This is a genomic window from Mesorhizobium sp. SARCC-RB16n, from assembly GCF_008520305.1.
Classification (GTDB): domain Bacteria; phylum Pseudomonadota; class Alphaproteobacteria; order Rhizobiales; family Rhizobiaceae; genus Mesorhizobium.
The window spans coordinates 132,040-152,425 of sequence record NZ_ML703260.1 but is presented as its reverse complement, the minus strand read 5'-3'; the positions used below and the strand labels follow the sequence as shown (position 1 = coordinate 152,425).

General features: G+C 64.1%; 27 protein-coding genes. 5 read left to right on the top strand and 22 right to left on the bottom strand.

What is annotated here, in order from left to right; translation table 11 throughout:
- Nucleotides 1-19: 19 nt before the first annotated feature.
- From C7I87_RS07675 to C7I87_RS07665, 3 genes are all read right to left on the bottom strand, one after another.
- Nucleotides 20-547 carry a hypothetical protein gene (locus C7I87_RS07675; protein WP_149903629.1) on the bottom strand — a complete coding sequence of 176 codons (528 nt, stop codon included), beginning with the start codon at nt 545-547 and terminating at the stop codon, nt 20-22.
- A 154-nt stretch (nt 548-701) separates the two neighbouring features.
- Nucleotides 702-1,058 carry a YciI family protein gene (locus tag C7I87_RS07670; protein ID WP_149903628.1) on the bottom strand — a complete coding sequence of 119 codons (357 nt, stop codon included), beginning with the start codon at nt 1,056-1,058 and terminating at the stop codon, nt 702-704.
- On the bottom strand, nt 1,055-1,282 hold the full coding sequence (locus C7I87_RS07665) for a hypothetical protein (protein WP_149903627.1): 228 nt from the start codon (nt 1,280-1,282) through the stop codon (nt 1,055-1,057). The genes C7I87_RS07670 and C7I87_RS07665 overlap by 4 nt, the downstream gene beginning before the upstream one ends.
- A 213-nt stretch (nt 1,283-1,495) precedes the next feature.
- On the opposite strand from C7I87_RS07665, the gene C7I87_RS07660 reads away from it, so the two are divergent.
- The gene (locus tag C7I87_RS07660; protein WP_027145525.1) at nt 1,496-1,921 is read left to right on the top strand and encodes an OsmC family protein; all 426 of its coding nucleotides are present in this window, start codon (nt 1,496-1,498) and stop codon (nt 1,919-1,921) included.
- Nucleotides 1,922-2,083: 162 nt separating this feature from the next.
- Here C7I87_RS07660 and C7I87_RS07655 read toward each other — a convergent pair whose 3' ends face one another.
- The 7 genes from C7I87_RS07655 to C7I87_RS07625 all read right to left on the bottom strand — a co-directional run bounded on the left by C7I87_RS07655 (nt 2,084) and on the right by C7I87_RS07625 (nt 7,411).
- Complete coding sequence (locus tag C7I87_RS07655) at nt 2,084-2,713, bottom strand: YceH family protein (protein WP_149903626.1); 630 nt, start codon at nt 2,711-2,713, stop codon at nt 2,084-2,086.
- Between the two features lie 151 nt (nt 2,714-2,864).
- Entirely contained in the window at nt 2,865-3,644 is a 780-nt protein-coding gene (locus tag C7I87_RS07650) for a succinate dehydrogenase iron-sulfur subunit (RefSeq protein WP_149903625.1), read from the bottom strand.
- Nucleotides 3,644-4,078: a DUF3052 domain-containing protein gene (locus tag C7I87_RS07645; RefSeq protein WP_149903624.1), complete on the bottom strand. Its 435-nt coding sequence runs from the start codon at nt 4,076-4,078 to the stop codon at nt 3,644-3,646. The genes C7I87_RS07650 and C7I87_RS07645 overlap by 1 nt, the downstream gene beginning before the upstream one ends.
- Nucleotides 4,079-4,080: 2 nt before the next feature.
- Nucleotides 4,081-5,916: a succinate dehydrogenase flavoprotein subunit gene (gene sdhA, locus C7I87_RS07640; RefSeq protein ID WP_149903623.1), complete on the bottom strand. Its 1,836-nt coding sequence runs from the start codon at nt 5,914-5,916 to the stop codon at nt 4,081-4,083.
- 4 nt (nt 5,917-5,920) lie between these two features.
- Nucleotides 5,921-6,316 (bottom strand): succinate dehydrogenase, hydrophobic membrane anchor protein, encoded by a 396-nt coding sequence (gene sdhD / locus C7I87_RS07635; protein ID WP_149903622.1) that lies wholly within the window; start codon nt 6,314-6,316, stop codon nt 5,921-5,923.
- Complete coding sequence (sdhC, locus tag C7I87_RS07630) at nt 6,316-6,732, bottom strand: succinate dehydrogenase, cytochrome b556 subunit (protein ID WP_149903621.1); 417 nt, start codon at nt 6,730-6,732, stop codon at nt 6,316-6,318. Before sdhC ends, sdhD begins: the two co-directional genes overlap by 1 nt.
- A gap of 256 nt (nt 6,733-6,988) precedes the next feature.
- A complete protein-coding gene (locus C7I87_RS07625; protein WP_149903620.1) occupies nt 6,989-7,411 on the bottom strand; it encodes a hypothetical protein in 423 nt (140 codons plus the stop codon).
- Between the two features lie 243 nt (nt 7,412-7,654).
- Between C7I87_RS07625 and C7I87_RS07620 the strand changes: the two genes are divergently transcribed.
- A complete protein-coding gene (locus C7I87_RS07620) occupies nt 7,655-8,029 on the top strand; it encodes a hypothetical protein (protein WP_188393768.1) in 375 nt (124 codons plus the stop codon).
- On the opposite strand, the gene C7I87_RS07615 is transcribed toward C7I87_RS07620, so the two are convergent.
- Together C7I87_RS07615 and C7I87_RS07610 are read right to left on the bottom strand one after the other, a co-directional pair.
- Nucleotides 8,013-9,230: a GGDEF domain-containing protein gene (locus C7I87_RS07615; protein ID WP_149903619.1), complete on the bottom strand. Its 1,218-nt coding sequence runs from the start codon at nt 9,228-9,230 to the stop codon at nt 8,013-8,015. The genes C7I87_RS07620 and C7I87_RS07615 overlap by 17 nt on opposite strands.
- A 76-nt stretch (nt 9,231-9,306) precedes the next feature.
- Nucleotides 9,307-10,503, bottom strand: a complete 1,197-nt coding sequence (locus C7I87_RS07610; RefSeq protein ID WP_149903618.1) for a GGDEF domain-containing protein — start codon at nt 10,501-10,503, stop codon at nt 9,307-9,309.
- A 150-nt stretch (nt 10,504-10,653) separates the two neighbouring features.
- On the opposite strand from C7I87_RS07610, the gene C7I87_RS07605 reads away from it, so the two are divergent.
- Nucleotides 10,654-10,971 (top strand): hypothetical protein, encoded by a 318-nt coding sequence (locus C7I87_RS07605; RefSeq protein ID WP_149903617.1) that lies wholly within the window; start codon nt 10,654-10,656, stop codon nt 10,969-10,971.
- A gap of 34 nt (nt 10,972-11,005) precedes the next feature.
- Here C7I87_RS07605 and leuC read toward each other — a convergent pair whose 3' ends face one another.
- The 8 genes from leuC to rplS form a co-directional block, all read right to left on the bottom strand.
- Nucleotides 11,006-12,415, bottom strand: a complete 1,410-nt coding sequence (gene leuC, locus C7I87_RS07600) for a 3-isopropylmalate dehydratase large subunit (RefSeq protein ID WP_149903616.1) — start codon at nt 12,413-12,415, stop codon at nt 11,006-11,008.
- Between the two features lie 70 nt (nt 12,416-12,485).
- On the bottom strand, nt 12,486-12,638 hold the full coding sequence (locus tag C7I87_RS07595) for a hypothetical protein (RefSeq protein WP_188393775.1): 153 nt from the start codon (nt 12,636-12,638) through the stop codon (nt 12,486-12,488).
- A gap of 33 nt (nt 12,639-12,671) precedes the next feature.
- The gene (locus C7I87_RS07590; RefSeq protein ID WP_149903615.1) at nt 12,672-13,307 is read right to left on the bottom strand and encodes a class I SAM-dependent DNA methyltransferase; all 636 of its coding nucleotides are present in this window, start codon (nt 13,305-13,307) and stop codon (nt 12,672-12,674) included.
- Nucleotides 13,308-13,362: 55 nt separating this feature from the next.
- Nucleotides 13,363-14,172: an amino acid ABC transporter permease gene (locus tag C7I87_RS07585; RefSeq protein WP_149903614.1), complete on the bottom strand. Its 810-nt coding sequence runs from the start codon at nt 14,170-14,172 to the stop codon at nt 13,363-13,365.
- 89 nt (nt 14,173-14,261) lie between these two features.
- A complete protein-coding gene (locus C7I87_RS07580; RefSeq protein ID WP_149903613.1) occupies nt 14,262-15,059 on the bottom strand; it encodes a transporter substrate-binding domain-containing protein in 798 nt (265 codons plus the stop codon).
- A gap of 193 nt (nt 15,060-15,252) precedes the next feature.
- Nucleotides 15,253-15,795, bottom strand: a complete 543-nt coding sequence (locus C7I87_RS07575; RefSeq protein ID WP_149903612.1) for a MarR family winged helix-turn-helix transcriptional regulator — start codon at nt 15,793-15,795, stop codon at nt 15,253-15,255.
- On the bottom strand, nt 15,792-16,205 hold the full coding sequence (locus C7I87_RS07570; RefSeq protein ID WP_149903611.1) for an organic hydroperoxide resistance protein: 414 nt from the start codon (nt 16,203-16,205) through the stop codon (nt 15,792-15,794). Before C7I87_RS07570 ends, C7I87_RS07575 begins: the two co-directional genes overlap by 4 nt.
- A 154-nt stretch (nt 16,206-16,359) precedes the next feature.
- A complete protein-coding gene (rplS, locus tag C7I87_RS07565; RefSeq protein ID WP_149903610.1) occupies nt 16,360-16,911 on the bottom strand; it encodes a 50S ribosomal protein L19 in 552 nt (183 codons plus the stop codon).
- Between the two features lie 339 nt (nt 16,912-17,250).
- Here rplS and C7I87_RS07555 point away from each other — a divergent pair, with 339 nt between their 5' ends.
- Entirely contained in the window at nt 17,251-18,003 is a 753-nt protein-coding gene (locus tag C7I87_RS07555) for a sulfite exporter TauE/SafE family protein (protein ID WP_149903609.1), read from the top strand.
- Here C7I87_RS07555 and trmD read toward each other — a convergent pair.
- Together trmD and rimM are read right to left on the bottom strand one after the other, a co-directional pair.
- Nucleotides 17,985-18,683 carry a tRNA (guanosine(37)-N1)-methyltransferase TrmD gene (gene trmD, locus C7I87_RS07550; RefSeq protein WP_149903608.1) on the bottom strand — a complete coding sequence of 233 codons (699 nt, stop codon included), beginning with the start codon at nt 18,681-18,683 and terminating at the stop codon, nt 17,985-17,987. The two genes, C7I87_RS07555 and trmD, sit on opposite strands and share 19 nt — an antisense overlap.
- Complete coding sequence (gene rimM / locus C7I87_RS07545; protein WP_149903607.1) at nt 18,680-19,279, bottom strand: ribosome maturation factor RimM; 600 nt, start codon at nt 19,277-19,279, stop codon at nt 18,680-18,682. The genes trmD and rimM overlap by 4 nt, the downstream gene beginning before the upstream one ends.
- Nucleotides 19,280-19,395: 116 nt before the next feature.
- Between rimM and C7I87_RS07540 the strand changes: the two genes are divergently transcribed.
- Entirely contained in the window at nt 19,396-20,334 is a 939-nt protein-coding gene (locus tag C7I87_RS07540) for a tyrosine recombinase XerC (protein WP_149903606.1), read from the top strand.
- Nucleotides 20,335-20,386: the final 52 nt, after the last annotated feature.

Here is a 20,386-nt window from a genome sequence, read left to right as displayed (position 1 = left end):
CACTTTTGGGCGACATGCATTAGTTGACCTCGAAGCCGAGCTTCTGGCGCAGGCGCAATATCCTCTGGTCGGATATCTGCAGGCGCTGCTCGCCGCCTTGCGCGACGCGGTTCACCATCTGCAGCAGATCGTTTCGCTCGGCCACGTCGAGACGCTCGCGCAGGAACGGCGCCAGCTTGTCGATGACGACCGTGGCGTCATCGATCTGCGACGCCGCCCATTTGGCGTAGATCACCGCCTCGTCCGTCTTCTTCTTGTCGGCGATCTCGGAAATCACCGACCGGATGACGGCCTCGCGCTGCGGCAGGATAGGGCCATTCTCGGAGACGATGGATGCAATCAGCGTCGCGGCGGCCACAACCGGATCGTCGATCGCCGTCAGCGGCGAGAGTGCCGCCTGCTTGCGCAGTTTCTTGCGCCTGATGTTGCCCTGCACGCGCCCGACGACGTCGGCGACCTCGCGCGCGGCGTCGTTCATCGCCTTCATCCGGTACCACCAGAACGCCGCCGCTCCAAGCACGCCAAGGACAGCAATCAGGAAAGGCATGTCCAAATCCCCCGAAAATCCCGGCGACGATAGGAGAACTGTCGCGTTGCTTCAACACGCGCGAGTTGCCTCTGGCGAAGAAAATTCAATTTGCGGCTGGTGAAGCTTAGGCGGTTAAACAAGCCGATTCGCCACCCCAGTCGCCAATCCGCACCTACGACCCCGGTACGTCGTAAATAGCCCGGACCTCGATCGTCCCGAGTTCGGCCAGCGGAATGCCGGCGGCGATGTCCAGCGCCTCCTCGAGAGTGCCGGCCTCAACCATGACGAAACCAAGCAATTGTTCCTTGGTCTCGGCGAACGGGCCATCCGTAACCAGCTGCTTGCCCTTGCGCCTCCGTACGGTCTTGGCTGTCTTCACCGATTGCAGTGCCTGCGCGATGATCAGCTTGCCTTGTTGATCCAATGACCTGTCATAGGCCAGCGAGTCGGCATCGAGCTTGGCCCCTCTCTCCGCGGTGAGCGCGTAAAGATCTTTTTCCTCACCATAGACCAGGCAGACATATTTCATTTCGAGTTCCCTTCCTGTGACAAACCATAGGATGCGGCGACAACCATGTCAGCCTTGCCCGCGACCGCCGCCGCATGGTCGAGAAGGCATGCCGCGACCGCGATGATGGCAACCGCCGCCAGCAACCTGCCGAAGCCGGACGCCGGCGGGTCCAGCCAGAAGTCTTCCTGTCGCTCGGGCCTGCGGCCCGGCCTCTTCCACAGCGCAAAAAATAGATTGTCCATGTGAACCTCCATCCGGCCACAATCCCGTGGCCGCCCGCAGGACGGCCGGCCCGGATGGAAGCCGACATTTTTGCACGCTTATTTTTTCCCGCAAGAAAGCGGCTGTCATCGTGCCGTGGTCCAAACAGCGCAGTGGTCTTCGCGCACACCCGCGCTATAGTTGGCTTGACACTGGCTTACCCAGCACAGTTCACGACAACCCAGGAGGACTCCATGGACCGCACCGCAAACGCCGTCTGGAAAGGCAATCTGAAAGAAGGCAAGGGCACGCTCGACACGCAGAGCGGAACCCTGAAGGGTACGCCCTATTCGTTCAAGGCGCGCTTCGAGGACGAAAGCGGCAAATCCGGCACCAATCCGGAAGAACTGATCGCCGCCGCGCACGCCGGCTGCTACGCCATGCAGCTCTCGCATTTCCTGGCCGAGAACGGCACGCCTGCGGCCGAGCTCGACGCCAAGGCCGTGGTGACTCTGGTCCCCGGCACCGGCATCACCGGCAGCGCCATCACGCTCGTCGGCAAGGTGCCCGGCATCGATGCGGCGAAATTCAAGGAATTGGCCGAGAAGGCCAAGGCCGAATGCCCGGTCTCCCAGGCGCTCGGCGCGATCAAGGTTTCGCTCGACGCCAGACTCGGCTGAGCAGAGTGGCCTGAAGTGACAAACGCCGGCCCCAGAGCCGGCGTTTCAACATTGGAGATTGGCGAAAGCGGTCACGCCATCCAATCTCCCCCTTCCTCATGGGAGAGATGTCCGCCAGGACAGATGTGGGCGCTGTCCCGCCAACGTCTCGGATTGACGGCCTCAACCGCCCAGCGCATCGAGCCGGGCACGAAGGGCTGCGACTTCCTGCTCCAGCGCTTCCAACCGCGCTTCCAGGTCGGAGGCAGGCATTGCCGGCACGCTTCGGTGTGCCGAAAGCGCGGCAACGTCCACGGCTCCAGAGAGCAGGTGCACGTAGCGGTCTTCGCGCTGGCCCGGCCCGCGCGGGATTTCTTGGATCAGCGGCGGCCGGCGGCCGATCAGCATGTCGAGTTCTGCGCGCAGGTCTTCGATCGACGAAAACCGCGTCATGCGCTCAGCGCGCGCCAAGAGCTCATGCGCCGTCTGCGGTCCGCGCAGCAGGAGCAGGCCGAGTAACGCGGTCTGGGGCGTGGTCAGCGAGAAGCGCTGCGCCATCTGATGCTCGTAGCGTTCGACGCGCGAACCGAACATCTGCCGCACAAGTCCCTTCTGCTCAAGCAGCTTCAGGGCCCGGTGCACCTCTGTCTGCTCCAGCGCCATGACAGGCTCGCGCGCCGTCTTCTGGTTGGCTGCGGCAAGTGCTGCGTTGAGCGTCAGCGGATAGACGTCCGGCGTCAGTTCCTTCTTCTCGATCAGGCAACCGAGCACGCGCGCTTCGACGGGAGAGAGGATGGGAAGGTCATCGCTCATTGAGATTGGCTATCCTTTCGAGGTTGGCGGGACAGCGCGAAGGATCGCCGCATATGAACCTAAGCCGGACTATCCCCTCGCTCCACCACTCATCTTCTTGATCTCGGCAGCCGTGTCGCCGGAGGCGCACAAAAGAGAAAACCGATCGCCGTCAGACGCGCCGCTCCACCATCATCTTTTTGATCTCGGCGATCGCCTTGGCGGGATTCAGCCCCTTGGGGCAGGTCTGCGCGCAGTTCATGATGGTGTGGCAGCGATAGAGCCGGAACGGGTCTTCGAGATTGTCGAGCCGTTCGCCCTTGGCCTCGTCACGGCTGTCGATCAGCCAGCGATAGGCCTGCAGCAGCGTCGCCGGGCCGAGATAGCGGTCGCCGTTCCACCAGTAGCTCGGGCACGAGGCGGAGCAGCAGGCGCACAGGATGCATTCATAGAGCCCGTCGAGCTTTTCGCGGTCCTCATGGCTCTGCAGCCATTCCTTGGCCGGCGTTGGCGACACCGTCTTCAGCCACGGCTCGATCGAGGCGTGCTGGGCGTAGAAATTGGTAAGATCGGGCACCAGGTCCTTGATCACGGGCATATGCGGCAGCGGATAGATCTTGACCGCGCCTGAAACGTCGTCGCAGCCCTTGGTGCAGGCGAGCGTGTTCGAACCGTCGATGTTCATGGCGCAGGAGCCGCAAATGCCCTCGCGACAGGAGCGGCGCAGCGTCAGCGTCGGGTCGATCTTGTTCTTGATCCAAAGCAGCGCGTCGAGCACCATCGGCCCGCAATCGTCCATATCGACGAAATAGGTGTCCATGCGCGGATTTTCGTCATCGTCGGGCGACCAGCGATAGATGCGATACTCCCGCAGATTGGTGGCACCCTCCGGCTTCGGCCAGGTCTTGCCCTGCTGGACCTTCGAGTTCTTGGGGAGCGTGAGTTCGACCATTACCTCAGGTCCTTTCGGATGACGAGCTTCAGCCCGGACCAGATTTCATTCACGGCGGCGACCTTGACGTCGACAAGATCGAGCTTGAGCGCTTCAGCCCGGACAACGCCCTCGGTGACGTCGGTGGCCACTTTCGAGGCCTTCTTCGGCCAGGACACCCAGACCATGCCGTCGCGCTTGATCGCCGCTTCGACGGCACCGAGGCGATCCTCGATCTCGGCGCGCTGTCTGGTGAAAGCGTGGACGGCGTCGTATTTCAGGGTCGCTCCCGAAATGCTCGACCATTCGGCCAGCCGGTCGACCTCGGCAAAATCGACGGCCTCGGCGAGGCTTTCGAGTTCCGTTGGCAGCGCGATGAAGGCGGCAACCATGCCGTCCTTCAGGCCGAGCTTGGCCGGAAGGGGCGTACCGGAATATCCCGCCGCCGTCACCATCGTCAGTACACCCTGGCCTTCGGCGCGATCTTGGCGAGACTGATGCCGCCGTCCTTTTCGGCCACCAGCGGTTCGGTGTGCACCGGCCGGTAGGTCAGCGTCACCTTGCCGTCGTCGTCGAGATGGGCCAGCGTATGCTTGCGCCATTTGGCGTCGTCGCGGGCGGAGAAATCTTCCCGCGCATGCGCGCCACGGCTCTCCTTGCGCGCCTCGGCGCCATACACGGTGGTGATGGCGTTGGCCATCAGGTTTTCCAGCTCCAGCGTCTCGACCAGGTCCGAGTTCCAGATCATCGAGCGGTCGAACACCTTTATGTCCTTGAGCTCGGTCCAGATTTCCGAAATGCGCTTGCAGCCGTTTTCGAGCGATTCCTGCGTACGGAACACCGCCGCGTCCTCCTGCATCGCCTTCTGCATCTTTTCGCGCAGAACCGCCGTCGGCGTCGAACCGTTGGCGTGGCGCAGCCGGTCGAAGCGGTCCATGATCTTGTCGACCGAAGCCTGGCTGGGCGACCGGATCGCTGCCTTGCGGTCGATGACCTGGCCGGCGCGAATCGCCGCGGCGCGGCCGAACACCACCAGATCGATCAGCGAGTTCGAGCCCAGCCGGTTGGCGCCGTGCACGGAAGCGCATCCCGCCTCGCCGACCGCCATCAGGCCGGGGGAGACCCGGTCGGGATTTTCGGCGGTCGGGTTGAGCACCTCGCCCCAGTAATTGGTCGGCACGCCGCCCATATTGTAGTGCACCGTCGGCAGCACCGGAATCGGCTCCTTGGTCAGATCGACGCCGGCGAAGATTTTTGCCGACTCCGAAATGCCCGGAAGCCTTTCGTGCAGGACCGCCGGATCGAGATGATCGAGGTGCAGGAAGATGTGGTCCTTGTTCTTGCCGACGCCGCGGCCCTCGCGGATTTCCAGCGTCATGCAGCGCGAGACGACGTCGCGCGAGGCGAGGTCCTTGGCCGACGGCGCGTAGCGCTCCATGAAGCGCTCGCCCTCGGAGTTGACGAGATAGCCGCCTTCGCCGCGCGCGCCCTCCGTGATCAGGCAGCCGGCGCCGTAAATGCCCGTCGGATGGAACTGCACGAACTCCATGTCCTGCAGCGGAAGCCCGGCCCGCGCGGCCATGCCGCCGCCGTCGCCGGTGCAGGTGTGCGCCGAGGTGGCGGAGAAATAGGCGCGCCCATAACCGCCGGTCGCCAACACCACCATCTTGGCCGAGAAGCGGTGGATGGTGCCGTCGTCGAGATTCCACGCCACGACGCCGGTGCAGGTGCCGTCCGGCTCCATGATCAGGTCGAGCGCGAAATACTCGATGAAGAACTGCGCATTGTTCTTCAGCGACTGGCCGTAGAGCGTGTGCAGGATGGCGTGGCCGGTGCGGTCGGCCGCGGCGCAGGTGCGCTGTACGGGCGGGCCGTCGCCATAGTTCATCATGTGGCCGCCGAACGGCCGCTGGTAGATCTTGCCCTCTTCGGTGCGCGAGAACGGCACGCCGTAATGTTCGAGTTCGTAGACCGCCGCCGGTGCCTCGCGCACCATGTATTCCATGGCATCGACATCGCCCAGCCAGTCCGACCCCTTGACGGTGTCGTACATGTGCCACTGCCAGGAATCCGGACCCATATTGGACAACGAGGCGGCGATGCCGCCTTGCGCGGCCACCGTATGCGAGCGCGTCGGGAACACTTTGGTGATGCAGGCGGTGCGCAGCCCCTGCTCGGCCATGCCGAGCGTGGCGCGCAGGCCCGCGCCCCCGGCGCCGACGATGACCACGTCGAACTTGTGGTCGACAAAGGTGTAGCCTGCCGCGTTGGCTGATTTCGTGTCCTGGGCCAAGACTTCAGCCTCCGAATGCCAGTTTCAGCAGGGCGAAGAGCGAAGCGACGCCGACCGCTATGGTGAAGAATGTGTTGAGGGCGATCAGCGCCAGCTTCATGCCTTCGCCATGCACATAGTCCTCGATGATCGCCTGCATGCCGAGCCGCATATGATAGAGCGGCGAGATGAGCACCAGGGCCATCACCAATGACACGAACGGGTTGGCGAGCGCTGCCCGCACCTGCGCATAGCCGGCGCCATTGAGCGCGATCAGGAATCCGGTGAAAAACAGGATGAGCGGGATGTTGGCGATCGCCGTCAGCCGCTGGCGCCAGAAATGTCCGGTGCCTTCGCGGGCCGAGCCCAGGCCGCGCACCCTGGCGAGCGGGGTACGCATGTCCGTATTTTTCGCACTCATCACAAAGCTCCTCGCGCCATATAGCCAGCGATCCAGATCAAGAGTGTGAGCAGGACCGAGCCGGCAAGCGTCGCCCAGGCGATCTTCGAGGCCGTGTGTTTTTCAAGGCCGGCGCCCGTATCCCAGATCAGATGGCGGACACCGCCCAGCATGTGATGCATCAGCGCCCAAGTGTAGCCGAACAGGATGAGCCGGCCGAGCCAGGTGCCGAAGGCCCAGTTCACCCAGTCGAAAGCACCTTGCGAACTCGCCGCCGCCATCAGCCAGACGGCGACCAGCAGCGTGCCGAAATAGAGCGCGCCCCCGGTGATGCGATGGATGATCGACATCGTCATGGTGATCGGCGGCCGGTAGACCATCAGGTGCGGCGAAAGCGGCCGTTCGCGTCTGGCTTGGGTGGCTGGTGATTTGCTCATGGCTCCCCCAGTTCGGCGTCTCCCGCCTCAGGTGGAAATGCGGCATTGCCGCTTCCGGTTGCGACTTCGGACAGCCGGTTTCTAATGCTCTTTTTGCACCGCGTCAAAGCCAGAAAACCGTTTCGAAAACGTAATTTAGTCTGACTAAAAGGCCAGATGCGGCTTCAATCGATTAGCGGCTGAACGCCCGAAGCCGGCTCGATATCGCTGCAGTGCAGCATGTCTGGCCCAGGGCGCTGCCGTGTCAGGATTTGCGTCAGTGGGTGCAGGTCTGCGGCGTCGACCCTTTCTTCATCACCAGTGCTTCGCGTCCGTCGATCACGATTGCGTCATGCGTCACCGCCTGGTAGCGGCTGCTCTGGTTGGCCGGCGACGCCGCGAACTCCTCGGTGGCACCTTCCTGCCCGACCACGCGCAGCGACGTGCCGAGATTTTGGATGGTGATCGTGCCGCCATTGCCGCATCTATAGGTGGCGCTGCCTGTGGTGATGCGTGGCGCGGTGAGGTCGGTGATGATCTTGGTCGCCGGTGGCGCGGGATGTTGCTGGGCGGGAGCGGCAGGCGCCACCACGGGTGTCACCGCGCTCGCTGCCTTGGGCGCGCCGTCCGGCACGCAGGCACCGGCGGCAAGAAGCAGCGGAATAACGAACGACACCCGAACCGTTCGGCCAAACATCATGTGCTGCCCCCCTCATGCCCCGGGCACGCTAGCCACGCGGCGCGCCAAGATCAAGTTGACCCGGATTCGGCCCGCCATGTCGACCGGTTCGGGGACATCGGGGCGAACCCCAAAAATTAACTATGTTCATTAAGAAACGGCCATCGAGCCGCTCCACCCCTTAACAAAGGTTAAGAAAGGGTTAATTTCCGATTCGGACCAGATCGGGCGCGATCTCTCTCGCGCCGATAAAGGGAGAGCGACATGCATTCCAAGTCAGTGCGGGCCAAATCAGTACAGGCATGCCTCGCGGTCACGCTGGCAGCACTTGCCGTTGCGGTGGCCGCGCCGGCCGAGGCCGGCTTGCGCCATCATGACCGCATCTACGCCGATTCGTTCGGCAATCTCGTCATCGACAGCGCCGCCGGCTACAAGCGCATCATCGTCGGCGAAGGCAAGCTGGCTAGGCAACTGTCCGACTACACCAGCGCCGGCCAGCCGAAGGTGATCTACCAGAACGAATCCGACGACATATCGGGCGACGGCGGCTGCTATCGCCCGCCCGTGTTCGTCAAGGGCCGCTCCTATATGTACGGCCTTTCCGACGGCGAGATGCCGGAGCTCAGCCCCTGCCGCTGATACGGGCCTGGCCGATTTTTACCACGGCCAAGCCATCGGCTGGTCCGGTGGAGACACGCACGCAGTCGCGCCCGGCATTCTTTGCCAAATAGAGCGCTTCATCCGCACGCCGCATCAGGTCGGAGAAGCCCTCGCTTATGTGAAGCTCGGCAACGCCGAAGCTCGACGTGCAGCGGCTCTCAGCTGGGAGCCCGCTGATGGGCAACGCGCCGAATGCGTGGCGGGTGCCTTCCGCGTACAGCCGGGCGGTTGCAAGATTGGTGCCTGACAGGATAACGGCGAACTCCTCGCCACCGATGCGGCCAACCACGTGATGGCTCTCGGCCGCTTCTCGCAGCAGGCCGGCGAAGGTCTCGATCACCCGATCGCCGGAGGCATGGCCGAAACTGTCATTGATGGTCTTGAAATGATCGAGATCGGCAATGACCATTGCCACCGGCATGCCCAAACGCGTGGCGTCGTGCACCGCCAGCTCCGCTTGGCGCGTGAAGCCGCCACGGTTGAGCAGGCCCGACAGCGTGTCCATCTCCGACTTCGATGTCACTTCGGCAAGCACGTCGCGGACCAGGATGGCCAGAATCAGCAGCGCCAGCGCCAGCCCGAAGACGGTGCCGAGCGACTGCGACACCAGTGCGTAGCTGCTTTGCAGATAGGCCTGCGGATTGGCGCCCCAGCCGCCGAGCGCATGCGCGATGAACGGCTTTGAGGCAAACTGCAGGCCGCTGGCCGCAAGCACCGCCATCAGGATCAGATCGAGCCGGCCACGGCTTTGCCGCGACGACCAGACGATGCCTAGGCCGACGAACTGCATGGCTGCGTAGGGAAGCTGGTAGGCCATCATGCGGGTGAGCGACTGGCGCGGCAGATCCTGCACGAAATAGACCGCGATGGTGGCGGCCGCCAGGAAGAACAGCATCGGCGTCCATGGCGGCACCACGCCATATTTTCGCGCAAGCCCGCCGTTGAAGGTGATGGTGGCGCCAAGGAAAACGGCGAAGGCGGCAACCACCGGAAGCCGCGCGTCGCTGAAGGCGGGGATGCTGAATTCGATCGCAAAGTAAGCCATGCCCAGGACATAGCCTGACGCCAGCCAGCGCGCCGGAGCGCGGCCGGCATCGTGGAACGAGACCGCCATGAAGGATGCCGCCAGCAGGCCGGCGACCGACAGGTTGATCAACAGGATGAAGTTGGCGCCGCTCATAGATCCTCGAACCCCTGCCGGCAGCTAAACATCGACGGGCGAAAAAGACGTTAACGCCAGGCGCGGATGCCAGCTGTCAACCAGCCTTGAGCGGCTCCGGTATGAATATCGTCTCCGGCCGTTCGTAGGAGAGGCGCACGCTGTCGCGGCCATTTTTCTTGGCCTTGTAGAGCGCCTCGTCGGCCCGGCGCATCAAGGGTTCCAGCGTCTCTTCGCCGCTGCGGGCCGCCACGCCGAAGCTGGCGGTGACCTTCGTGCCGGCGGGAAGCCCATCGACGCCGCCGGCCGAATAGAGTGTGCGCACCGCCTCGGCGAACAGCCGCGCGGCGGCGAGATCGGTCAGCGGCAGGAGCACGGCGAATTCCTCGCCGCCGATGCGTCCGGCGGCACCTCGTGCTCCCGTGGCCGAGCGCAGCTTGGCGGCGAAGTCCGCGATCACCCGGTCGCCGGCCGCGTGCCCGTGCACGTCGTTGAGGGCCTTGAAATGGTCGAGGTCGGCCAGCACCAGCGCGACCGGGAATTTGGCCATGGCGCAACGCTGCAGCAACATGGCGGCGCGCTCCTCGAAACCTCGGCGGTTGAGCAGCCCCGAAAGCGGGTCCGTATAGGTTTCCGTCTTCAGCGCCTTCATCACGTCGAGCGCGGCGGCGGTGAAGAGGCAAAGCGCTATCAGCAGCGACAGCAGCGCATGCGACAACAGCGCCGTCGTCCAGTAGGACGAGCCGTAGAAGCCGTCATAGCTGGCGAAGGGCCCGTGCGCGATGACCACCACCAGGGTGCGCACGAAGAAGTTGACGCTGGACAGCAGCGCCAGCACGAACAGGATCATTTCTGTCGGGCCATTGTTGCGCACCGGGCGCAGTTCGGCGGCGACGAGCAGGCTGACGCCGCCGAAGCCGAAATTCATGGCCAGGATGCGCCAGGTGAGATCCGGTGTGACGAACAGAAACCACGCGAAGGCCGCAAGGCCGCCACCCGCCAGCACCGCGATTCCCACACCGGGCACCTTCCTGCCATAGCGGGCGATGATGGCGCCGGACAGGCAGCAGGCTGCGATGGTGAAGCAGATGTTCGACATCAGCTTGCTCAGCGCCACGCCGATGGGCAAGGTGAAATACTGGAACAGGAACCCGGGCGCCGAGACGCAGTAGCTCAGCGCCAGCACCGCCAGATAGGGACGATGGCGCTGATAGAACCACAGCACGAGGAACGCCGCGCCGAGCGCCAGCGCGATCGTCGGATTGAGCAACGCTATCAACAGGCCAGTGTCCAAAGGTCCGTGACTTCCCCTCGCTTGACGTTGCGGAAAACCTTAGGGGGCAACACCAAACAAGCCGTTAAGCCGGGCGGTGTTGGCGCGGTATGCTGCAGGGGAACCCGGTCCTGTCGGCAGCGTTCCTGAATTCAAAATCAGGAGCAGGCCATGGCCGACATGATCACATTGACCGATCACGATGCAATCCGTTCGTGGGCTGCGGCGCGCGCCGGCTTTCCGGCGATCGTCGACATATCGCCCGAAGCTGGGACGCAGCCCATGCTGAGGCTGGTCTTCGGCCAGAACGCCTATCAGGACCAGGACCAGCCGGAACGGCCTATCAATGCCGGCGGCTATGAGCTTGTCGAATGGGACGAGTGGTTCAAGCTCTTCGAAGAGCAGCAGCTAGCGCTCGTGGTCGCGGCCGACGAGCCTGGACGCCGGGAGGAATTCCACGAACTCATCCGGCGCGACGGCAAGGCCTGACCCGAGCGCCAAGGCTCGGGTCAGGCCAGCTTGTCTATTTCCAATCGCGGATGTCGACGAAGTGACCGGCAATCGCCGCCGCCGCCGCCATCGCCGGCGACACCAGATGGGTGCGGCCCTTGAAACCTTGCCGGCCCTCGAAATTGCGGTTCGAGGTCGAGGCACAGCGTTCGTGCGGCTTCAGCCGGTCGTCATTCATGGCCAGGCACATCGAGCAGCCCGGCTCGCGCCAGTCGAAACCTGCGGCGAGGAAGATCTTGTCCAGCCCCTCGGCTTCCGCCTGTTCCTTGACCAGGCCGGAGCCCGGCACGATCATGGCATCGACATGCGGGCTGACTGTCTTGCCTTCGACTACCTTGGCGACGGCGCGCAGATCTTCGATGCGGCCATTGGTGCAGGAGCCGATGAAGACGCGATCGAGCGTGATGTCGGTGATCTTCGTCCCCGGCGTCAGGCCCATATAGTCGAGCGCGCGCAGCTTGGAGGTGCGCTTGTTCTCGTCGGTGATGTCCTCCGGGTTCGGCACGATGCCTTGCACCGAGACGACGTCCTCGGGCGATGAGCCCCAGGACACGATCGGCGGCAGCTTGGCCGCGTCGAGCACGATCACCTTGTCGAAATGCGCGCCTTCGTCGCTCTGCAGCGTCTTCCAGTATTCGAGCGCAGCGTCCCAGGCCGCGCCCTTCGGAGCGCGCGGCTTGTCCTTGACATAGTCGAAGGTGGTCTCGTCGGCAGCGATCAGGCCGGCGCGCGCGCCGCCCTCGATCGACATGTTGCAGATCGTCATGCGGCCTTCCATCGACAGCGCACGGATCGCCTCGCCGGCATATTCGATGACATAGCCGGTGCCGCCGGCCGTGCCGATCTCGCCGATGATGGCGAGGATGATGTCCTTGGCGGTGACGCCTTCCGGCAGCACGCCGTCGACGCGCACCAGCATGTTCTTGGCCTTGCGCTGGATCAGCGTTTGCGTGGCCAGCACATGCTCGACCTCGGACGTGCCGATGCCGTGTGCCAGCGCGCCGAACGCGCCATGGGTGGAGGTGTGGCTGTCGCCGCAGACGATGGTCATGCCCGGCAGCGTAAAGCCCTGCTCGGGGCCAATGATGTGGACGATGCCCTGGCGGATATCGTTCTCGGAATAATACTCGACGCCGAAATCCCTGGCGTTCTTGGCCAGCGCCTCGACCTGGATGCGGCTTTCCTCGTTCTTGATGCCGAACTTGCGCTCGGGCGAAGTCGAGACATTGTGATCGACCACGGCCAGCGTCTTTTCAGGATGCCGGACTTTTCGGCCGCTCATGCGCAGGCCTTCGAAGGCCTGCGGGCTGGTCACCTCATGGACGAGGTGGCGGTCGATATAGAGCAGGCACGTGCCGTCGTCCTGGCGGTCGACGACATGATCGTCGAAAATCTTGTCGTAGAGGGTGCGCGGTGCGCTCATGTGCGTAAATCCGTCGATATGAGAATGGGAAAAGAGCTGATGCCGCAAGCCTGCGGCCGGCCGTCAGGGATCAGCGAAGTCGGCTGGTCAGGGCGCCGGACACGCGCGCGGAGAAGCGCGACGGCAGGCGTTTTCTGTCCTGCAGCACGAATCCCTTGTAAGCCGGATCGCCAAAAAGCTCTTCCATGGCCGGGTAGATAGCAATGTTTTGCCATTTCGGCAATTGCGGCGTGTCGCTCGCAATTCCCCCTTCAGCTCAAATCACCTCGAACACAAAAGTCTTCACCAGAGCATCCGGCTCGGCAATGGCGTAACAGCGAAACCACGGGCTTGCCTCAACCGCCCGCCATTTCCCGGCCTGCTCCAATTCATCGAACACCACCTGGAACTCACCGCTCTCAAAAACCTGGTCGCGCACGGTGAAGATGGCGTGGCCGCCCTTTTTGGTGATACGCACCAGTTCGTGCAGGCCGGAGGCCGGCGCGTGGCTGATGGTGAAGACGCCGGCGGAGAAGAAGGCGCGGAAATGCCCGTCCGGCCATGGCAGCGGCCCGCCCAGCATCGCCTGCTTCAGTTCGCTGTAGGCATTGCGGCTGCCGGCGATCTTGAGCATGTCGTCCGAGAGATCCAGCCCGGCAATGTCGTTGTAACCGAGCGCTTTCAACGAAGGTCCCGACAGGCCGGTGCCGCAGCCGGCGTCGAGCAACGGCGCTTCTCCCGCAGGCACATGCCGCGCCACCCAGGCTGTGATGAGGAAAGGCAGTAAATAACCGAGCGAGGCGGTCTCGCTGTCATAGGTCGCGGCCCATGCGGCATAGGCATGCGCCAGCGTTTCGGGCGTATCGGCCGTGTAGACCGAATCCAGCGCCGCATTGGCCTTGTCGATGTTCATGGGCAAGCTCCTCCTCCGGTAAACACCCGAGCGTAACGCTGTCCTCGCCGAAAAACTATTCCTCGTGCTGGCGGCGCAAACGCCGCTCCAGCGCCCTGAGCGACAAGGACAGGCCGACGGTGAGGATGAGGTAGATATAGGCCGTTATCGAATAGGTCTCGAAGAAGCGGAACGAGCCGGCCGCATAGACCTTGCCCATCTGCGTGATGTCGGCGACACCGAGCACCGAGACCAGCGAGGAATCCTTGACCAGGGCGACAAAGTCATTGCCGAGCGGCGGCAGGATGGTGCGGATCGCCTGCGGGAACACGATCAGCCGGAAGCGCTGCGCACGGCTCAACCCGAGCGCTTTCGCCGCCTCGATCTGGCCTTTCTCGACCGACTGGATGCCGGCCCGGAAGACCTCCGAGATGAAGGCCGAATAGCCGATGGTCAGCGCCATGATGGCGCGCCACAGCAACGACACGTCGCGCACCAGCAATTCGCCGAGAATACCGGCGTTCTGCAGCGGCGCAGTCAGCGCGTTCCAGCCCGCAACGAAGGCCGGCGCGCCGGCAAACGCGATCCAGAACAACAGCACCAGGATCGGCACGCCGCGAATGATCTCGACATAGAAGCGCGCGATCTGCCGCAGCCAGGCCGAGCCCGACAGGCCCATGAGCGCAATGCCGAGGCCGATCGCCGAGGCGAGCGCGAAAGCGACCACGGTGACGAAGACGGTGATGCCGATGCCCTTGGCGACGGTGGCAAAGACCTGGGCGTAGAGGTCGCTGGCCGCGATGGCGAGGGCGGCGGCCAAGGCAAGGACGCCGGCAACGGCGAGCCACCAGGGGAATTCGGGGTTGGAGATGGAGGGCGCTGCCATTAGGCGGCGTAAAGAGTGTCGAAGGATGGCGCCCAGGCGCAGACGCCGCGCGAGTTCTTGCGCCTCATCAAATGCGCGTAGCAACGAAACTACTGCCCCATCTTGTAATCAAGGAACCACTTCTTGTTCAGCGCATCCAGCGTCCCATCCGCCTTGAGCGCCGCGATTGCCGCGTTGACCGGCTTTACCAAATCCGACCCCTTGGGGAAGATGAAGCCGAAATCCTCGGTGCCGAGCGGGCCGCCGATCAGCTTCAGCTTGCCCTCCGAAGCGTCGACATAGCCCTTGCCGGCGGTGCCGTCGGTGAGCACGACATCGACATCGCCCGACTTCAGCGCCTGCACCGTGGCACCGAAGGTCTCGAACAGCTTGATGCGCGGGTTCTGTTCGTTACCGTCGAGCACGCTGTAGACGGCGGTGTAAAACGGCGTGGTGCCCGCCTGCGCGCCGATCAGCCCGTCCTTGAAGGCGCCGAAGGTCTTGGCGTCGGTGAAGCGGCTTTCGTCGCCACGCACCAGCATGAACTGTTCCGAGCGCATATAGGGGTCGGAGAAATCCACCTTCTGCTTGCGGTCGTCCTTGATGGTGATGCCGGTCATGCCGATGTTGTACTGGTTGTCGGAAACCGCCTGGATCATCGCGTCCCAGGAGGTGTTCTGGTACTCGACCTTGAAATTCAGCCGCTTGGCGATCTCGTTCATCGCGTCATATTCCCAGCCGATCTGTTTGCCGGTCTTGGCATCGATAAACTGCAGCGGCGGATAGGCATTTTCCGTCACCACCACCACTTGTCTGCCACCGAGATCGGGCAGCGCCTGCGCGAAGGCGGCAACGGGCGCCAGGACCAGAGCCAACAGGCCGGCCAGCAGCAATTTCGATTTGGTCATGACACACTCCCCGGAAATTGAAATGCCCGGATATCGGCCGGGCTTGCAGGAAAATCAGGCGCCGACTTTAGCTTTCCGCAAGCGCCACGCAAGACGGTCCGCTGCGTCGGAACAGCCGAAAACGAATTTGGATGCCTTCAATCCGGGAATTCCGGAACGATCCGTGTCACGGCAATGGACGGCCGAGTGGCGGCTAGAATTTTCCCGTGTCGGGAACCGACGGCTCCGCATCCGTCGACCGGTCATCAGCCACAGCGCTGCGTAGGCCAGCGACAAGTTGGGTAAGCGTGCCGTGCAAGGCCTTCGCTTCGCCTGGGCCGAGCGGCATGCTGCAGGCAAGCGCGGCGGAGACATCCTTCATGCGGGCGCGCAGCGCCTGGCCCTTGGCCGTCGGCTCGACCAGGACCCGGCGCTCGTCGGCGGCATCGCGCCGGCGGGTGACGAGGCCGCCCGCCTCCATCCGCTTGAGCAGCGGCGTCAGCGTCGCCGAATCCAGGCCCAGCGCTTCGCCAAGCTCGCCCACCGTGCTCGGCGCGCGTTCCCACAGCGCCAGCATCGCCAGATATTGCGGGTAGGTCAGGCCGAGCGGATCGAGCAACGGCCGGTAGAGCTTTGTCATCAGTCCGCTCGCCGAATAGAGCGCGAAGCAGAGCTGCTGATCGAGCCGTGGCGCCGGGATCGCCCCGGCGGCCTGCGCCGGGACTTCTCTGGCTTTCGTTTCGACCTTTGTCGTCATGCCGCCTCTACCGAAAGCGCCACCTCGACATTGCCCCTGATGGCGTTCGAATAGGGGCAAACCTGGTGCGCAGCCGATACAAGCGCTTCCGCCGCCGCCTGATCAAGGCCTTTCGTCTCCGCAGCGAGCGCGACGCCGAGCCTGAAGCCCTCGCCATTCGGAAGCAGGCTGACGGCGGCCGTTACCGCGGCATCCTCGAGCGGCAGCTTCTGCTTGCGCGCGACGAAGCGGACGGCGCTCTCGAAGCAGGCGGCATAGCCGATGGCGAAAAGCTGTTCGGGATTTGTCGCGCCACCCGGCCCGCCGAGCTCCTTGGGCATCGCCAGATCGACCTTGAGCAAACCGTCGCTTGTCTCGCCATGGCCGGCGCGACCGCCGGTGACGCGAGCCTGTGTCGTGTAGAGTGCCATATCATCTTCTCCAATTAGGTTGTGCACTATTATTTAGTACACAATATAATACAGCGTCAACCGCCGTTCCCTATTTCCGGGGTGAAGACGGTCACAGTCCGGTGAAACGAAAAAAGGCGGCCGAAGCCGCCTTTCAAAATCTTTTGCCGAAATCTTATTCGGCGGGGGTCGCTTCGGCTGCAGCCTTGGCTGCTGCTTCGGCCTCGGCGGCCGCCTTCTTCTCGGCGGCTTCCTTGGCGGCCGTCTCGGCGGCCAGCGCCTGGGCGGCGGCGACCTTCTCGGCCTCGATGCGGGCCTTCTCGGCGTTCAGCGCGTCGCGCTCCTCATCGTTGAGCTTGCGGGCGCGCACGCCGGTGTTTTCCGAAATACGGGCCGACTTGCCGCGACGATCACGCAGGTAATAGAGCTTGGCGCGGCGCACCTTGCCGCGGCGCACGATCTCGACGCCTTCGACCATCGGCGAAAAAACCGGGAACACGCGCTCGACGCCTTCGCCGTAGGAGATCTTGCGGACGGTGAAATTTTCCTGGAAGCCGGCACCGGAACGGGCGATGACCACGCCCTCATAAGCCTGGACGCGGGTGCGGGTGCCTTCGGTCACGCGGACCTGAACGCGCACGGTGTCGCCGGGCTGGAATTCGGGAAGCTTGCGCTTGGCTTCGATCTTGGCGGCCTGTTCGGCCTCGAGCTGACGGATGAGATCCATCTAAAAATCCACTTCTTGTTCTTCCGACAGTCAGAGCGCCCTACGCTTGCCTTGCAGTTCCATTGACCGCTCGGCTATGTCCTTTGTCTCAAAGACATTTGTCTCCTAGACATCGGGCAGGGGCGACTACACCGTCATTGTTGACGGGTCCGGAAGATTGTTCTTGCCGGTACGGGCGGGCACATACAGCTATTTCGGCGCTTTGTCACGCCTTGACCATGCATTTTTTGCCGCCATGGCCCCCGGCATGGCACCATCGTAATCCTGCCGTGCCGGGTTGCGCCGGTCCGACAAGCTTCCTAAGCCAGAAATAGCACACTTCATCACGGCGGCCTTTCCATGTCTGTCTTCGACGCCATCCTGCTCTTCCTGGCGGGCTTTCTGTCGGGCGCCGCCAACGCGGTCGCCGGCGGCGGCACCTTCATCACCTTCGGCGCCATGACATTGGTCGGCGTGCCGCCGATCGTCGCCAACGCCACCTCCTCGGTGACGCAATTTCCCGGCTACATCACCTCGACGATCGCCTATTGGGCCGACATCAGGCATTTCTGGCGCGGTGCGCTGCTGCTCAGCCTGATCTCGGCGGTCGGCGCGCTGGCGGGCGCGCTGATCCTGCTGGCGCTCGACAATCCTTCCTTTCGCGTCCTGGTGCCATGGCTGCTTTTGGGCGCGACGGCGTTGTTCGCCGCCGGACCGTGGCTGAAGCCGGCGCCGAAACCCGGACACGAAGCGGCCGTGGGCTCGCTCGCCGGGTCGCTGGCGCAGTTCGTCACCGCCATCTATGGCGGCTTCTTCGGTGCGGGCATGGGCGTGATGATGCTGGCGACGCTCGGCCTGACCCAGGCCGGCGACTACCACCGCCTGAACGCCCTCAAGAACATGCTGGCCATCGTCATCGCCGCGGTAGCGATCGTCGTCTTCGTCTCGGGCGGTGTCGTCGCCTGGCCGCAGGCGATCGTCATGATCCCGGGCGGCGCGCTGGGCGGCTATGCCGGCGTCTGGATCGCCAAGCGCGTGCCGCAGAACGTCGTGCGCGGCTTCGTTATCGCCGTCGGCCTGTTTCTGGCTTTTTACTACTTCAGCAAGGGCTGAGCGCTCAGAAGATCGGGCCGCCGCTCCTCCGTCAGCCGCTCTGCCTGCTCGCGCCGCCAAGCGGCGATCTTCTTGTGATTGCCCGAGATCAGCACTTCGGGAATCTCCCGGCCTTCGAATTCCTGCGGCCGCGTGTAATGCGGATGTTCGAGCAAGCCGTTCTCGAAACTCTCTTCCTCGCCGGACACGGCATTGCCCATAACGCCGGGCAGCAGCCGCACCACCGCGTCGAGCAGCACGAGTGCGGCCGGCTCGCCGCCCGACAGGATGAAATCGCCGATCGAGACTTCCTCCAATTCCCGCGCGTCGATCAACCGCTGGTCGACACCTTCGAAACGGCCGCACAGGATGACGGCGCCCGGCCCGGCGGCGAGTTCGCGCACGCGCGCCTGCGTCAGTGGCTTGCCGCGCGGGCTCATCAGCAGGCGGGGGCGCGCATCTCCCGGCGGCGAGGCATGATCGATCGCCTTGGCCAGCACGTCGGCGCGCATCACCATGCCGGCGCCGCCGCCGGCCGGCGTGTCGTCGACGGTGCGGTGCTTGTCGGTGGCGAAGTCGCGGATCTGGATCGCGTCCAACGACCATGTGCCCGCCTCCAGCGCCCGGCCGGCAAGCGACAGGCCGAGCGCTCCCGGAAACATCTCGGGATAGAGCGTCAGCACCGATGCGGCAAAACTCACCGGTTGCCCCCGGCGTCACGCGGTCCGCGCGGCCTGCCCTCGGGGTCGAAATCGTCCTCGCGCGGGGTCTCGCCATCCTCGTCCTCGACCAGCCCGGCCGCCACCGGGTCGACGCGGACAAAACCCTCGGCGATCGATACCTGCGGCACCGCGGCCTGCGTGAACGGGATCAGCACGCCCTTGCGCCCGGCGAGCGTCACATCGAGAATGTCGCCGCCACCGAAATTGTGCACCGCGACCACCTTGCCGATGGCAGCACCGGTATCATCCCGGATTTCCAGCCCGATCAGGTCGGCATGGTAGAATTCATCTTCCTCGCCATCGTCCGGCAGCATCGAGCGGTCGACGAACAGCTCCGTGCCGGCGAGCGCCTCTGCCGCGTTGCGGTCGCTGACGCCCTTGAAGCGCACCACGACGACGGTATTGGCCGGCCTTATATCCGTTATCTGGAAGACACGGCCGTCCCTGGCGTAGAGCGGTCCATAGTCGGCCAGCGCCATTGGATCGCCGGTGAAGGTTTTCACCCGCAATTCGCCCTTGATACCATGGGCGGCGCCGATCACGGCCATCTGGACGGGGTTTTGCGGCTTGCTCATGGGCGAAAAATCCTTTGCCCTTGCTCTAGCGCCGCCTCGCCATCATTTCAATGACGGGCTCTTCACCGCTTCCTAACCCGGCTGCCGGAAAATGACGGCGAACCGGAACAGATGCCATGCAGGAATTCCTCATACCGGCAAAACCCGACCTCCAGTCAGCGCGTGAAAACTGGCTGAAGATGCTGGCGCGCGAACGCCGGCTATCGCCGCAAACCGTCGAGGCCTATGAGCGCGATTCACGCCAGTTCCTGCACTTCCTCACCGGCCACATCGGTGGACCGCCCGGTATCTCCGATATCGCCGACCTGCGCCCGGCCGACCTGCGCGGCTTCCTCGCCGCGCGGCGTAGCGCCGGTGCCGGGGCTCGTACGCTTGGCCGAGGGCTGGCCGGCATCCGCTCGCTGCTGCGGTTCCTCGAACGGCGCGGCCTGGCCAATGCTGCTGGCGCTGCAGCCTTGCGCGCGCCGCGCCAGCCCAAATCCCTGCCGAAACCATTGACGGCGAGCGACGCCAGGCACGTCGTGTCGGTCGAGGGTCAGCTGGCGGAAGAACCCTGGATCGCTGCCCGCAACGCCGCCGTGCTGACGCTGCTCTACGGCTCCGGCCTGCGCATTTCCGAGGCACTTGGCCTCAGCGCCGCCGATCTCGCGTCGGAGGCCGACACCGTGCTGCGCGTCACCGGCAAGGGCGGCAAGACGCGGCTGGTGCCGGTGCTGCCGGTGGCACTCAGGGCGATCGCCGAATATCGCCGGCTTTGCCCCTACCATCTCGATCCTAAGGGGCTGCTGTTTCGCGGCGCGCGCGGCGGCCCGCTCAGCCCGGCCATCATCCAGCGCGACATGGCGAAACTGCGCTCGGCGCTCAACCTGCCCGCCACCGCGACGCCGCACGCCTTGCGCCATTCCTTCGCCACCCATCTGCTCGTCCGAGGCGGCGATTTGCGCACCATCCAGGAACTGCTCGGCCACGCCAGCCTGTCGACGACGCAGATCTACACCGGCGTCGACACCGCAAGACTGCTGGAAATCTACGAATCCGCCCATCCAAGGGCATGAACCCTTCAATTTTGCCGTCGCGATTAACGGTTTTGCCGCTTTTCGGTCCTAG

Coding starts and splice junctions, on each gene's coding strand:
- sdhC (WP_149903621.1), bottom strand. CDS start 6,732: ATGAGCAAATCACCAGCCACCCAAGCCAGACGCGAACGGCCGCTTTCG.
- leuC (WP_149903616.1), bottom strand. CDS start 12,415: ATGAGCGCACCGCGCACCCTCTACGACAAGATTTTCGACGATCATGTC.
- C7I87_RS07570 (WP_149903611.1), bottom strand. CDS start 16,205: ATGGCACTCTACACGACACAGGCTCGCGTCACCGGCGGTCGCGCCGGC.
- C7I87_RS07605 (WP_149903617.1), top strand. CDS start 10,654: ATGGCCGACATGATCACATTGACCGATCACGATGCAATCCGTTCGTGG.
- C7I87_RS07615 (WP_149903619.1), bottom strand. CDS start 9,230: ATGAGCGGCGCCAACTTCATCCTGTTGATCAACCTGTCGGTCGCCGGC.
- C7I87_RS07585 (WP_149903614.1), bottom strand. CDS start 14,172: ATGGCAGCGCCCTCCATCTCCAACCCCGAATTCCCCTGGTGGCTCGCC.
- C7I87_RS07620 (WP_188393768.1), top strand. CDS start 7,655: ATGCATTCCAAGTCAGTGCGGGCCAAATCAGTACAGGCATGCCTCGCG.
- sdhD (WP_149903622.1), bottom strand. CDS start 6,316: ATGAGTGCGAAAAATACGGACATGCGTACCCCGCTCGCCAGGGTGCGC.
- rimM (WP_149903607.1), bottom strand. CDS start 19,279: ATGAGCAAGCCGCAAAACCCCGTCCAGATGGCCGTGATCGGCGCCGCC.
- C7I87_RS07650 (WP_149903625.1), bottom strand. CDS start 3,644: ATGGTCGAACTCACGCTCCCCAAGAACTCGAAGGTCCAGCAGGGCAAG.
- C7I87_RS07575 (WP_149903612.1), bottom strand. CDS start 15,795: ATGACGACAAAGGTCGAAACGAAAGCCAGAGAAGTCCCGGCGCAGGCC.
- C7I87_RS07645 (WP_149903624.1), bottom strand. CDS start 4,078: ATGGTGACGGCGGCGGGATATTCCGGTACGCCCCTTCCGGCCAAGCTC.
- C7I87_RS07670 (WP_149903628.1), bottom strand. CDS start 1,058: ATGAAATATGTCTGCCTGGTCTATGGTGAGGAAAAAGATCTTTACGCG.
- C7I87_RS07660 (WP_027145525.1), top strand. CDS start 1,496: ATGGACCGCACCGCAAACGCCGTCTGGAAAGGCAATCTGAAAGAAGGC.
- C7I87_RS07540 (WP_149903606.1), top strand. CDS start 19,396: ATGCAGGAATTCCTCATACCGGCAAAACCCGACCTCCAGTCAGCGCGT.
- C7I87_RS07625 (WP_149903620.1), bottom strand. CDS start 7,411: ATGATGTTTGGCCGAACGGTTCGGGTGTCGTTCGTTATTCCGCTGCTT.
- C7I87_RS07665 (WP_149903627.1), bottom strand. CDS start 1,282: ATGGACAATCTATTTTTTGCGCTGTGGAAGAGGCCGGGCCGCAGGCCC.
- C7I87_RS07655 (WP_149903626.1), bottom strand. CDS start 2,713: ATGAGCGATGACCTTCCCATCCTCTCTCCCGTCGAAGCGCGCGTGCTC.
- C7I87_RS07675 (WP_149903629.1), bottom strand. CDS start 547: ATGCCTTTCCTGATTGCTGTCCTTGGCGTGCTTGGAGCGGCGGCGTTC.
- C7I87_RS07555 (WP_149903609.1), top strand. CDS start 17,251: ATGTCTGTCTTCGACGCCATCCTGCTCTTCCTGGCGGGCTTTCTGTCG.
- C7I87_RS07590 (WP_149903615.1), bottom strand. CDS start 13,307: ATGAACATCGACAAGGCCAATGCGGCGCTGGATTCGGTCTACACGGCC.
- rplS (WP_149903610.1), bottom strand. CDS start 16,911: ATGGATCTCATCCGTCAGCTCGAGGCCGAACAGGCCGCCAAGATCGAA.
- C7I87_RS07580 (WP_149903613.1), bottom strand. CDS start 15,059: ATGACCAAATCGAAATTGCTGCTGGCCGGCCTGTTGGCTCTGGTCCTG.